The organism is Mucilaginibacter sp. OK268 (assembly GCF_900103125.1).
Lineage (GTDB): Bacteria > Bacteroidota > Bacteroidia > Sphingobacteriales > Sphingobacteriaceae > Mucilaginibacter.
On record NZ_FNJV01000001.1, the window covers coordinates 788,214 to 802,134 of the forward strand.

General features: G+C 45.2%; 11 protein-coding genes. 10 read left to right on the top strand and 1 reads right to left on the bottom strand.

What is annotated here, in order from left to right:
• The first annotated feature begins 207 nt into the window (after nt 1-207).
• From BLR84_RS03190 to BLR84_RS03235, 9 genes are all read left to right on the top strand, one after another.
• Nucleotides 208-2,628: an ABC transporter permease gene (locus BLR84_RS03190; protein WP_090464206.1), complete on the top strand. Its 2,421-nt coding sequence runs from the start codon at nt 208-210 to the stop codon at nt 2,626-2,628.
• Between the two features lie 27 nt (nt 2,629-2,655).
• A complete protein-coding gene (locus tag BLR84_RS03195) occupies nt 2,656-3,189 on the top strand; it encodes a GNAT family N-acetyltransferase (protein WP_090464209.1) in 534 nt (177 codons plus the stop codon).
• A 293-nt stretch (nt 3,190-3,482) separates the two neighbouring features.
• Nucleotides 3,483-3,815: an L-rhamnose mutarotase gene (locus tag BLR84_RS03205; RefSeq protein ID WP_090464213.1), complete on the top strand. Its 333-nt coding sequence runs from the start codon at nt 3,483-3,485 to the stop codon at nt 3,813-3,815.
• Nucleotides 3,816-3,836: 21 nt separating this feature from the next.
• Entirely contained in the window at nt 3,837-5,189 is a 1,353-nt protein-coding gene (locus tag BLR84_RS03210; RefSeq protein WP_090464216.1) for an alpha-L-fucosidase, read from the top strand.
• Nucleotides 5,190-5,264: 75 nt separating this feature from the next.
• Nucleotides 5,265-6,926, top strand: coding sequence for a UxaA family hydrolase (locus BLR84_RS03215; protein ID WP_090464218.1), 1,662 nt, complete (start codon nt 5,265-5,267; stop codon nt 6,924-6,926).
• A gap of 210 nt (nt 6,927-7,136) precedes the next feature.
• Complete coding sequence (locus BLR84_RS03220) at nt 7,137-7,901, top strand: SDR family NAD(P)-dependent oxidoreductase (RefSeq protein ID WP_090464221.1); 765 nt, start codon at nt 7,137-7,139, stop codon at nt 7,899-7,901.
• 108 nt (nt 7,902-8,009) lie between these two features.
• A complete protein-coding gene (locus tag BLR84_RS03225) occupies nt 8,010-8,855 on the top strand; it encodes a fumarylacetoacetate hydrolase family protein (protein ID WP_090464223.1) in 846 nt (281 codons plus the stop codon).
• On the top strand, nt 8,848-9,678 hold the full coding sequence (locus tag BLR84_RS03230) for an amidohydrolase family protein (protein ID WP_090464226.1): 831 nt from the start codon (nt 8,848-8,850) through the stop codon (nt 9,676-9,678). Before BLR84_RS03225 ends, BLR84_RS03230 begins: the two co-directional genes overlap by 8 nt.
• A 377-nt stretch (nt 9,679-10,055) precedes the next feature.
• Nucleotides 10,056-10,256 carry a hypothetical protein gene (locus BLR84_RS03235; RefSeq protein ID WP_076373622.1) on the top strand — a complete coding sequence of 67 codons (201 nt, stop codon included), beginning with the start codon at nt 10,056-10,058 and terminating at the stop codon, nt 10,254-10,256.
• A gap of 80 nt (nt 10,257-10,336) precedes the next feature.
• Here the strand turns inward: BLR84_RS03235 and BLR84_RS03240 are convergent, their stop codons facing one another.
• Nucleotides 10,337-10,834 (bottom strand): DinB family protein, encoded by a 498-nt coding sequence (locus BLR84_RS03240; protein WP_090464229.1) that lies wholly within the window; start codon nt 10,832-10,834, stop codon nt 10,337-10,339.
• A gap of 222 nt (nt 10,835-11,056) precedes the next feature.
• Between BLR84_RS03240 and BLR84_RS03245 the strand changes: the two genes are divergently transcribed.
• Nucleotides 11,057-13,804 carry an alpha-L-rhamnosidase gene (locus tag BLR84_RS03245; RefSeq protein WP_255366844.1) on the top strand — a complete coding sequence of 916 codons (2,748 nt, stop codon included), beginning with the start codon at nt 11,057-11,059 and terminating at the stop codon, nt 13,802-13,804.
• The last annotated feature ends 117 nt before the right edge of the window (nt 13,805-13,921 follow it).

The window sequence follows — 13,921 nt, forward strand, 5'->3', positions numbered from 1 at the left end:
ATACTGAGTGGGTTTACATGTAAACCCACTTTATGATGAGTTTTGTTATTTAATTTATTGATTATCAATGATATAAATAAATGTAAACCATGAAAAGTGTAAACCATGTAAACCCAATTTACACAGGTAATTGCTACTGACTTGATGTAGTGACGGCTTGATAAATAGGCAATTATCCTTATATTTAGCCTTCAACCTTTTCAAACTATGATTCGCAATATTCTACTGGTTACTTACCGCAACCTGATAAAAAACAAAATATACACTTTTATAAATGTAACGGGTTTGGCGCTGGGTATGGCGGCATTTATACTCATTACAGCTTTTGTGAATTTTGAAAAAAGCTTTGACCGCATACATCCTGATGCACCTCATATTTATCGCGTGGAAAGTCAGTTTTACCGGGGCCATGATCTTACTGACAGTTGGCCAACCAGTACTAACGGCTATGCCCCGGCCATGAAAGCCAATTTCCCGGAGATAGCCTCCTATGCCCGAATCAGCTGGGCCAATTCAGAAAGGGTGGTGAAATATAATAACACCAAATACCGGGAAGCGCATGTTTGCTTTGCCGATAGCAACTTCTTTAGTTTTTTTGCCTATCCACTGGTAAAAGGCGACCCATTAACCGTACTTAAAGAGGTAAATACCATAGTGATATCACAATCGGCAGCAAAAAAATATTTTGGTAATGCCGATGCTATAGGCAAATTTCTGGATGTAAGTACACTTGGCGATAAATACCATTGTATGGTTACCGGTGTGTTTAAAGATGTTCCGGCTAATTCAACCATGCAGTTTAATTTCCTGATGTCCTGGGCAACTTCATCTAAGTTCATTCAGAATTTTTGGTACCAGCATGAAAGCTACACTTTTGTAAAATTGAACCCGGGCGCTACCATTCAGGCTGTAGAAGCTAAATTTCCAGCACTGGCCGAGCAGTATAAAACAGGCCCGTCATTAAAAGAATTGAAATGGGCGGTAAAATTGATCCCACTTACCGATATTCATTTAAACCCGGCCAAACCTTATGAAATAGAGGTAAAGGGCAATCGTTTCGCGGTTAATTTTTTAAATGTAATAGCCTTCATTATCCTGATGATAGCCTGTATTAACTATATTAACCTGGCCACCACCAAATCGGTTGATCGTGCCCGTGAGGTAGGTATCCGCAAGGTAAGCGGGGCGCATGCTTCACAGCTTATCCTGCAGTTTTTGACAGAATCGTTCATCATTAATATAGTGGCTCTTTTTGTGGCTATTATATTGGTATTAGGCGCCCGATACGGATTGTTACATTATTTGTATGACAGCAACACCTATGGCCTGTTATTTAACAGCGCCTTGTTGTTAAAAGTAAGCGCTGTGTTTTTGGGCAGCATTTTAATATCGGGCATTTATCCGGCTATGGTACTGGCGCGGTTAAAACCTATAGCGGTGCTAAAAGGGCGATTCGCCTTTTCAAAAAGCGGGATACTGCTGCGCCGGGGAATGGTGGCCTTTCAGTTTATGGCATCGGTACTGCTTATTGCCGGCACTTTTGCGGTTTATAGGCAAATTGTTTACATGAGCAGCCAAAGCACAGGCGTAAACATCAACCAAACCATAGTGATCAAAACACCGGTCAATACCAGCAATTACGCGCAAAAGGTCAGTAGTTTTAAAAATACATTACTGGGTTTTTCGGGTGTAAAGGCGGTTACGCTTTCGGGCGCTGTGCCGGGCCGAGAAGTGCGCGAGTTTTTGGCCAACAGGCGTTTCGGTGCCCCAAAATCTGAAGAACGCACATACGAGATGCTCAAGGTTGACCATGATTTTATGCAGGCCTACGGCATGCAGCTGATTGCGGGGCGGGCTTTTGATAAAAGCCGCCCGGCTGATTCCGTAGGCGTAGTATTGAATGAATCGGCGGTAAAGCAGTTTGGTTTTAGTTCGCCGGAGGATGCTGTTGGGAAAAAGGTATGGCTCGAAACGGTTGAAAGTCGCCCGGATGAAGTGATCGGTGTCATCAAAGATTATCATCAGCAATCACTACAGCAAAAATATACCCCGGTCATATTGTTTATGGACCCGGCTCTGGCGTGGATCCCGGCCGATTATTTTTCGGTTAAAGTGAGCCAGAACAACATGCCCCAAATGGTAAATAATATTAAAAGTACCTGGAACGAGAATTTCCCTGAATCGTCATTCGATTTCTTTTTCCTGGATGATTTTTATAATCGCCAGTATAATCAGGAAACGCAGTTTGGTCATGTGTTTACACTGTTTTCATCGCTTGCTATATTTATTGCCTGTATCGGCCTGTTTGGTTTAACCGCTTACTCGGCCGCACGCCGTACCAAGGAAATTGGGGTGCGCAAAGTTTTAGGTGCATCGGTACAAAGTATCATCTCCTTACTTACCTGGGATGTGGTAAAATTGATACTGGTATCAAGCCTTTTCGCTTTGCCGGTAGCCTATATTTTTATCAACCAATGGCTTAATCACTACGCATTTAAAGTAGCGCTTACCTGGTGGCAGTTTGCATTGCCTGTATTCGCGCTGGTGGTTATAGCTATAGGCACCACGTTTTATCTCACGTTCAGGGCGGCACTCACTAACCCTACGTCCTCATTGAGGAATGAATAAATATGTTTGAATGTAGCTTTAAACACTATGTCCGAAATAAAAATTAAACCTTTAAACGGTACGCCAGAAACCATTATAGCGCTGAGCGTTATGTTAATTGAAGTGGTAGCCAACGGCGGTTCGGTTGGTTTTATGCATCCTTTAAGTCCAGTCGAAGCCATTAACTTTTGGACAGGCTCGCTGGCTGCCGCCGATAGTGGCGAGCGTATTGTGCTGGGCGCTTTTGACGGTGATGAACCGGTGGCTACGGTAACCCTGCTGCTTGGCCTTCCGCCCAACCAGCCGCACAGGGCCGAAATAGCTAAAATGATGACCCGCATCAACCACCGTGGTAAAGGCATAGCCAAAGCCCTGTTGCAGGCTGCCGAACGTTTGGCAGTGGAACACAAGCGTAGCCTCCTGGTACTTGATACCGCACAGGACGAAGGTGCTTCTGGATTATATGAAAAACAGGGTTTCAATTTAACTGGTATCATCCCCGATTATGCCCTGAAACCACACGGCGGGTTAACCGCAACTATGATTTATTGGAAGAGGATTGGGGCTCATTATAACATTTAAAAGCTTTGGCCAGTGCGATTCCCTCCCAGCGGGAGGGGGTAGGGAGGGGTTTATGCTACAGGCAATCACGAATAAACCCCTCCCTGCTTTTGCGCGCATGTCAGCCGCACCCCTCCCGTGGGGAGGGAACCAATCAGTGTTACTATCCTTGTCCTTAATCCTTGCTCCCAAAATCTTTGTTCCCATAACTCCCATGCCAAAAAAGCTTAACACTTTGATGATTTCGGGATAACTATTTAAAGCCAAACCTTATTTCTTTGTATTACCAATGTAACCAGCTTTATAAAACAGCTATGGCCCACAGATATTGCTTAACACTTGATTTGGTTGATGACGAAGCCCTGATTGCCGGGTACGAAAAATATCACGAGGCCATCTGGCCCGAGATCCGTAAAAGCATCGTTGATTCTGGCATCACCAACATGGAGATCTATCGTTTTGATGTGCGTTTATTTATGATCATGGAGACCGATGATAGCTTTAGTTTTGAAAAGAAAGCGGCCGTTGATGCAGTCAACGAAAAAGTACAGGAATGGGAAATCCTCATGTGGAAATATCAGCAACCGGTAAAGGGAGCATTGAAGGGTGAAAAGTGGGTTTTGATGAATAAAATATTTGCCTTGTAAACCAATTCAACTCAATAAATTATGTTTAAGAGAACTCAATTGCTATTTGCGCTGGTGCTCCTGTCCTTCTCACCGGTGTTTGCACAAAAAATGATCGGCACCGAAACCGATGCCCAGAAACAAAAACGTATGGAATGGTGGACGGACGACCGTTTCGGGATGTTCATCCACTGGGGCCTGTACTCCGGCGCGGCCAGGCACGAATGGGTAAAGCATAATGAAAAGATTGATAACGCGGGCTACCAGAAATATTTCGACCAGTTTAACCCCGATCTGTTTGACCCTCAAAAATGGGCCAGGCAAGCTAAAGCCGCAGGCATGAAATACGCAGTGCTGACCACCAAACACCACGAAGGTTTTTGTCTGTTCGACTCTAAATTTACTGATTACAAGGCACCTAATACCAAAGCCAAACGTGATCTTGTTCGTGAGTATGTGAACGCCTTCCGCGGGCAGGGCCTTAAAGTAGGTTTCTATTATTCCCTGCTCGACTGGCATCATCCTGATTATACTATTGACGAGATCCATCCACAATCGCCAAAAGACAAAAGCGATGCCTCTTACGCTGCTTTAAACAAGAACCGCGACATAGCCAAATATCGCCAGTACATGCGTAACCAGATCACCGAGCTGTTAACCAAATATGGTAAAATTGATATCCTTTGGCTCGATTTTTCTTTCCCGCGTAAAGATGGTCACGGAAAAGGTAAGGACGAATGGGGTTCTGTTGAGCTTTTAAAGCTGATCCGCAAACTGCAACCGGGCATCATTGTAGATAACCGCCTGAATCTGGAAGAATATAAAGATGGCGCCGACTTTGAAACTCCCGAGCAGGTGAGTACAGCCGAGCTGGCAAAATATCGTGGTAAAACCTGGGAAACCTGTCAAACTTTTTCGGGCTCATGGGGTTATTATCGCGACGAAAATACCTGGAAAACACATCGCCAGCTGCTTGATCTGTTAATTACTTCAACCAGTAACGGTGGTAACCTGATATTAAATGTTGGCCCAACCGCCCGCGGCGAATTTGACTACCGTGCAACAAATGCGCTGGATAGCCTAAGCCGCTGGATGCATGCCAACAATCAGTCAATTTATAACTGTACTTTTGCACCCGATAGCTATAAGATACCAGAAGGTACCAAGCTTACGTATAATAAAGTGAACGGACGTTTATATGTGCATTTGTTTGATTACCCTAAAGATGGTAAATTAACGCTGCCAGGCTATAACGGTAAAATTAAATATGCGCAGTTTTTAAATGATCATTCAGAGCTTTTAAGTAAAACTGATGGGCAGAACGTAGAATTAACCCTGCCTGTTAAAAAACCAAATTACGAGATACCTGTAATTGAATTAACCTTAGTTAATTAAGGTAACAGAATTCGGATAAGCCCCCTAATCGTAAAGTTTAGCGTTTCGGATTTAGAGTTTAGAATTTAGGATACAATGTCAGTACAAAAAGAAACATTTTTAAGGATACACCCGCATGATAATGTGCTGGTAGCCCTGCAAAACCTGGAGCAGGGAACACCGATCAATTTTGAGGGTAACACCTTTACTTTGGCAGATCGTATTGCCGCGAAGCATAAATTCGCCATTAACGAACTAAAAACCGGTCAGGAAATTTATATGTATGGCGTACTGGTGGGCAAAACCACCAGTACCATACCGCAAGGTGGCTTGCTGAGCACGCAAAATGTGCACCATGCCTCTGACGGTTACCGTTTGGGCGAGCGTAAATTAAGTTGGCACCAACCCGATACCCGTAGTTTTGACAGTAAAACCTTTAATGGTTACCACCGGGCTGATGGCTCTGTAGGTACTGCCAACTATTGGATTGTGGTGCCGCTGGTATTTTGCGAAAACCGCAACATTAACGTATTAAAAGAAGCCCTGGTTGATAAACTGGGCTACAAAAAGGCTAAAAGCTATGACGGAGATGTGGAGCAGTTGATGGAGCTTTATCAGGCAGGCAAATCTGTTGAGGAGATATTGAATGCCGATATCCAGGCATCAGCAGAAAAAGCAGATTCCAAACGGCTGTTCAAAAACATCGACGGTATAAAGTTCTTGAATCACAGCATGGGCTGCGGCGGTACCAAGGACGATTCAGACGCGCTTTGCGGACTGATAGCCGGTTATATTACGCATCCCAACGTGGCCGGTGCAACAGTTTTAAGTTTGGGCTGCCAACATGCACAGGTAAGTATTTTACAAGCCGAGATAGCCAAACGCGATCCCAACTTCAGCAAACCTATGGTAGTACTGGAGCAACAAAAAATAGGTACCGAAAGCGAGCTGTTGAAACAGGCGCTGAAACAAACCTTTGCCGGTTTGGTACAGGCTAATCAAAATCAGCGTCAGCCCGCGCCATTATCCAAACTATGTATCGGTATGGAATGCGGTGGTTCTGATGGGTTTTCGGGTATTTCGGCAAACCCAGCATTGGGTTATGTGTCCGATCTGCTGGTAACCATGGGCGGTTCGGTGATATTGGCCGAATTCCCGGAACTTTGCGGTGTGGAGCAGGAATTGAGCGATCGTTGTGTTGATGAAGAAACGGCCAACCGTTTTATGCAACTGATGACCACTTACAACGCGCGTGCCGAAGCAGATGGTTCTGGTTTTTACGCCAACCCATCACCCGGAAACATTCGCGATGGTTTGATCACCGATGCCATTAAATCGGCAGGAGCGGCAAAAAAAGGCGGTACCTCACCGGTGGCGGCTGTACTGGATTATCCGGAAAAGGTAACCAAACCCGGTTTAAACCTGTTATGTACACCTGGTAGCGATGTGGAAAGCACCACTGCCGAAGTAGGTTCGGGAGCGAACATTGTATTGTTTACCACTGGTTTGGGTACACCTACAGGTAACCCCATTACGCCGGTAGTGAAATTATCAACCAATACCGCTATGTTTGAGCGTATGCCGGATATTATCGATATTAACTGCGGAACGATCATCGAAGGCGACGAAACCATTCAGCAGGCCGGGGAGCGTATATTAAATTATGTGATCCAATTGGCCAGCGGCGAGGTTGAACCCAAATCGGTAAAACTGGGCCAGGATGATTTTATACCCTGGAAAAGAGGGGTATCGTTGTAAAACAAGAGCATAAAACAGGGTGTCATGCTGAGCCCGTCGAAGCATGGTGGGCATAGGCCTCTACGCACAAGTCTTCGACAAGCTCAGACTGACAGGCCCTTTTAAAGACAAAGGAAGCTCCCTCTTTCCGCCGAAGGCGAAGAGAGGGATGTCAAGCGAAGCGATGACAGGGTGAGTCGACTCACCGGTAAAAAATATAAAAAGAGTAACATGTTTAAACTAACCAATAAATCGGTAGTGATCACAGGCGGGGGCAGCGGCATAGGTAAGGCCATGTCGGTATTGTTTGCGCAGCAGGGTGCTACCGTTCATATCATCGAACTAAATGATAAAGCCGCGGCCGAAACCGTAAGCGAAATTGAAGCGGCCAGCGGAAAAGCTATCGGTTATGCCTGCGACGTTAGCAGTCAGCAGCAAGTAGTGGATACTTTTAACAAGATAGGTAAGATCGATATACTAATCAATAATGCTGGTATTGCCCACATCGGCAGGGCTGATAATACCAGTACCGAAGATTTTGAACGGGTATTTAACGTGAACGTTAAAGGCGCTTACAACTGTCTTTTCGCGGTGATCCCGGTGTTAAAAGCCAATGGTGGCGGTGTGATATTAAATACGGCTTCTATAGCGGCAAGCGTAGGTATTACAGATAGGTTTGCCTACTCCATGAGCAAAGGTGCCATACATGCCATGACGCTTTCTGTAGCGCGCGATTTCCTGCATGACAATATCAGGTGTAACTGTATTTCGCCGGCACGCATCCATACACCGTTTGTGGATGGCTTTATAGCCAAGAACTATGCAGGTAAAGAGGATGAGATATTTGAAAAGCTATCTAAAAGTCAGCCTATCGGCAGGATGGGCCGGTCGGAAGAAGTAGCAGCTCTGGCCCTGTATCTTTGCTCGGATGAAGCCGGCTTTATCACTGGTACCGATTATCCTATCGATGGCGGATTTATCACCTTGAATAACTAAGGACGTAGGACGTTTTAGGTTGTACGTTATACGCTGCAACAACTACTACCTCAAATAAAGAAAAACGTAAAACTTACGACGTATAACGTAAAACAAAAAAATAAAAATATGAAGCTGATACGATTTGGAGCAATTGGGCAGGAAAAGCCAGGAGTGATCCTTAACGATAAAAAATATGATGTATCTGCCTTTGGCGAAGATTATACCGAGCAGTTTTTTGAAACTGATGGTGTGGCCCGCCTCGCAGCTTTTATAAAAGATAAACAACTGCCCGAAGTTGCCGATAGCGTACGTTTAGGTAGCCCGATAGTGCGCCCTTCAAAAATTGTGTGTATCGGTTTAAATTATGCCGATCATGCTAGAGAAACCAATGCTCCCCTGCCACCCGAGCCGGTTATATTTATGAAGGCCACCACCGCTATTGTGGGCCCGAATGATAATATCGTGATCCCGAAAAATTCGGTAAAAACCGATTGGGAAGTGGAACTGGCTGTAGTGATCGGCAAAAAAGCATCGTATGTTGATGAAGCCGATGCGATGAGTTATGTAGCCGGTTATGTACTGCACAACGACGTATCCGAGCGCGAATTTCAGCTGGAGCGCAACGGCACCTGGGACAAGGGAAAAGGTTGCGATACCTTTGCGCCGCTTGGCCCGTTTCTGGCTACGCCTGATGAAATTGCCGATCCGCATAACCTGCGTTTATGGCTTAAAGTGAACGGTAAAATCTTACAGGATGGTACCACCTCTAACTTTATTTTTAACCTGCCCCATTTAATTTCATATACAAGTCAGTTCATGACGCTGTTGCCTGGCGATATCATTTCAACAGGTACACCGGCCGGTGTTGGTCTGGGTATGAAACCGCCGTTTTATTTAAAACCAGGCGACGTAGTTGAATTGGGCATCGATGGCCTGGGCGAATCAAAACAAAACGTGGTAGCTTATGCCTAAAATTGATGCACACCAGCATTTCTGGATATTTGACCCGGTTCGTGATAGTTGGATCAACGATGAAATGCTGGTGATCAAACGCGACTTTTTACCAACCGATCTGCTGCCCGTATTACAACAGAACGGCATCGATGGTTGTGTGGCCGTACAGGCCGATCAATCCGAACAGGAAACCCAATTTCTGCTGGAAATGGCAGCCGCTAATCCTTTTGTAAAAGGCGTAGTAGGCTGGGTTGATCTGAAGGCTGATAACCTGGAGGAACGACTGGAATATTTTAAACAGTTTGACAAGCTGAAAGGCTTTCGTCATATTTTACAATCAGAGCCCGACAAGCAGTATATGCTGCAGCCTCGTTTTCAGAAAGGGATTGCCAGCTTACAGAAGTATGGTTATACTTATGATATACTGATATACCCGGAACACCTGCCTTATGCCGGATTGCTTGCAGGAGGTTTCCCCGATCAAAGGTTTGTGCTTGATCATTTGGCCAAACCACATATTAAAGATCAAGACATTCACGACTGGCAAAAAGATATCCGTGCTTTAGCCAAGTATCCCAACGTACATTGCAAAGTATCAGGCATGTTGACCGAAGCCGATTGGCACTCCTGGAAAACCGAAGATTTTACGCCTTACCTGGATGTCGTGTTCAACGCCTTTGGCATCAACCGGGTGATGTTTGGGTCTGATTGGCCCGTATGCTTGTTGGCCGGCGGCTACGAAGGTACTATGCAGGTGGTAAACAACTATTGCTCAGGTCTATCGGCAACAGAACAGGAATTATTCTGGGGCCAAAATGCTACACTATTCTACAATTTATAAGCTTGAATTTCAAAATGATAAGGATGAATCATTTTGAAATTTTTTGTTGTTAAATAAAATAAATTAAGTATCTATGTACTGTGGCAGCAGCACGGTAATCTTCTGTTAAGTATAGCTGATTTGTGCAGAAATACTTCTGTTTTACCGTTAACCTACCTTATATCGTTAACCAGCCCCCTGCGGTTAATTACCATCTTTTACCAATTATTTATAACTCAGGTCATAATAAAAGTGTAATATTTTGTGTTAGTAAGAATTATGGCACATAATTAGCTGTATAATTATTTGACGGTGGTTGAACCGGGGACAGGGCAGGCCTATTGCTTTGTTTGTTGTTGATAACCAATGCCTTCAAACAAATTTATTAAGTAAAAGTCATGTATATTATTTTATTAGAAGTTACCGCCCTGCTTGCCGTAATCATTCTTCCGTTACTGGTTGTGCGTAAAAAGTTCAGGAAAAGATCAAAGCCCGTTTATAAGATTGATACCAATACCGAGTATGCCCGCTATGCTATCAACGAAGATGGTTTCCTGGAAGAAATTAACGTAAGCAATTTATCAAAACACAGGCATTAGTATTAATCATACCTCATGCAAAAAGCCATTGTCATTTTACAGGACAATGGCTTTTTTGTTTTTCATAGGTAGGTATTTCTTTAAAAACCGCCTTCGTCTGCGCTTGGGCCGTAGCTGCCGGGGATAGGCACATTCAGCAAACGCAGATAAACGCCCATTTGTGCCCGGTGATGCACGGTTTGCGAATAAGCCATCCGGATTACTTCGGCTTTGGTTCTTACACTTATAAGTTTACCGTCATAACGCAGGGTCCAGTTTTTTTGCAGATCTTCATCACTGGTTTGTGCTAAATGAGTTTTTCCGCTTTCGAGTGATTTTTCAAAAAATTCCAATACGCCCTCTGTATTATCATGAGGTTCAAATTTATAGGGATTATGAGCCAGATCAAGCTCATCGGTAGTAAGAGCCATGGTTACCCAGCCCGGTATTTCAGCAATGTGATTGGCCAGGCGTTGTACGGTCATACTCTTTTCGTGCGGCTGCCATTCATATTTATCGTTAGGTATAATGGCCAGCATTTTGCGAGTGGTTTGAGCTTCCAGCTCCATTTCTTTTAGTAATGCGGTGATAGTTGACATAAATTATCGTTTTAAATATTTACTGTTCTTGTTTGATGATTCAAAGTAACAAACAGCTGGTGACAGCCCTATGTCAGCAGGTTTTTATAAATGAAAAAAAAGATGAAATAACCTATTTGCGCCAGCACTAAGACGAGGTTGAAGTATACAATTTAAGAGAGGGGATGGACAGGGTTGCCGCTTTAAAACGCAATTGATATCATTGAATTACCAATTATGAACATGAAACCTATACTGCTTTATCTTTTACTCTTTTTCCCGGTAGTGTGCATGGCGCAAACCCCGGCAGCCGATGGCTTAACCTGCGAATACCTCAGCAATCCCGTAGGTATCGATATCGTAAACCCACGCCTCAGCTGGAAGATCAATACCACCCAGCGCAATACCATGCAGCAGGCTTACAATATCAGGGTGGCTACAGATGTGTCTTTTTCAGCATCCAAAACAGTTTGGAACACAGGGAAAGTAACAACAGATTCCTCTATCCTGATCACGTACGCTGGCACTTCCTTAAAACCAGCTACCCGCTATTACTGGCAGGTCAAGGTTTGGGATAACCATAACCACGCATCGGCCTGGAGTAAACCGGCTTATTTTGAAACGGGTATGTTTTCGCCCGCCGACTGGACAGCCAGTTGGGTACAACCCAAGCAGGATTCCGCCGCACGTAAAATACCCGCGGCCATGCTGCGCAAACAATTCAGCGTATCCAAAAAGATCGTATCGGCCCGGGCATACGCCACAGCGCATGGTTTATATGAGCTATACCTCAACGGAAAAAAAGTAGGCGATCAGGTGCTTACCCCCGGCTGGACGGAATATAAGAAACGCCTGCAATACCAGGTTTATGATATTACCGCCATGCTGCAACAAGGCGATAATGTAATAGGCGCTATGGTAGGAGATGGTTGGTTCCGCGGAACAACGGGTTACACCAATCAGTGGGGGTTCTGGGGTAAAAAATTGGCCCTGCTATGCCAACTACAGATCACCTATGCCGATGGTACGGTGCAGCACATTAATACCGATGGCTCCTGGAAAGGCACAAATGAGGGCCCTATACGCCTCGACGGTATTTATGATGGCGAAAATTACGATGCCCGCAAAGAGATACCCGGCTGGGCCAGCAAAGGTTTTAACGATGCCGGCTGGGAGCCTGTTGATGTGGCGGCCTTTGATAATAAAATACTGGTAGGGGTGCAAAGCGTACCCGTACACAAAATACAGGAGATCAAGCCTATTGCCATATTTAAAAGTCCCAAAGGCACGCAGATTGTGGATTTCGGACAGAATCTTACCGGCTGGATACGCTTAAAAGTAAGCGGTAATGCCGGGCAAAACGTAAAGATCCGCCATGCCGAAGTGCTGGATAAATTTGGGGAGTTTTATACCGCCAACCTGCGCTCGGCAACGGCAACACTTAACTATACACTTAAGGGTAGCGGGGTAGAGGTGTTTGAACCGCACTTTACCTTTATGGGTTTCCGTTATATCGCGGTAGAAGGTTTCCCAGGCGAGCTGAAACCGGAGAATTTTACGGCGGTAGTGGTACATTCAGATATGCCAATCACGGGGCAGTTTGCCTGTTCCGACACCATGATCAACAAGCTCCAGCATAATATCCAGTGGGGGCAAAAAGGCAATTTCCTGGATATCCCCACCGATTGCCCGCAGCGCGATGAGCGCCTGGGTTGGACGGGCGACGCGCAGGTATTTTCGCGCACGGCAGCCTTTAATATGCAGGTAGCTCCATTTTTTGCCAAATGGATAAAAGACGTTGCTGCCGATCAGTCGGCCGATGGGCGGGTGCCATTTGTTGTACCCAATGTTTTTGAAACCAACCACGCTACTTCAGCAGGCTGGGGTGATGTGTCGGTTATTGTGCCCTGGACCATGTACCAGGTTTATGCCGATAAACGTATCCTGCAAAACCAATATGCCAGCATGAAAGCTTATGTGGATTATATTATCAAAAAATCCGGGGATAAATATATCTGGCGCGGAGGCAGCGTTTTTGGCGACTGGCTGTTTTATCGTCCCGGTATTTATGATTTTTCGGAACCCAATGGCTATACCAACCCCGATCTGATCGCCACTGCCTTTTATGCCTACTCCGCTAAACTGCTAAGCCAATCCGCAGGGGTATTAGGTAACACTGCGGATGAAAAGTACTACAACGATATATTTGAACAAGTTAAAAAAGCTTTTGTACGCAATTACGTGACCCCAACAGGACGCATTTTTGCCGACTCACAAACCGGCTACGTACTGGGCCTGAAATTTGGCCTGGTGCCCGACAGTCTGAAAGCCAAAGCTGCGGCTTACCTGGTTGAAGATGTGCGCAGCCGCAATAACCACCTGTCTACAGGCTTTTTAGGTACGCCTTATTTATGCCAGGTACTGTCGCAAAACGGCTATAGCAGTGTGGCTTATGACCTGGTGCTGCAAAAAACATATCCTTCATGGCTGTACCCTGTAAAAATGGGTGCCACTACTATCTGGGAGCGCTGGGACGGTATCAAAACCGACAGTACTTTTGAAGATAAAAGCATGAACTCCTTTAACCATTACTCCTACGGTGCCGTTGGCGACTGGATGTACCAGCAAATGGCCGGTTTACAATTGGGTAAGGCCGGTTACAAGCATATCATTATAAAACCCGAACCTCATCACAAATTCAGCTTTGCCAAAGTAACATTCCAAAGTATGTATGGCCAGGTGTTTTCGGGATGGGAAGTGAATAACGGCACTATGCAGATCCACGTGACTATACCCCCTAATACCACAGCCGATATAACCCTGCCGCAGGCCCATGCCGAAGATGTAAAACTCGACGGCAAACCGATAGCTCCTGACACGGCGCATACGGGTGATGACGGCGTTACCATCAGCGTTGGCTCCGGCGATTATACCTTCAGTTATCCCTGGGTAGAGATAAAAGAGAAAAAGGCCGTCACGGCTACGATGTAGTTAGAAAGGGGGATACCCATCCTCTCCACACGTCATTGCGAGGTACGAAGCAATCCCCGATTTACAGAGTCGCTCTGTATAGGATAGAGATTATTAATGTTGTGTTCGTTTTATTTT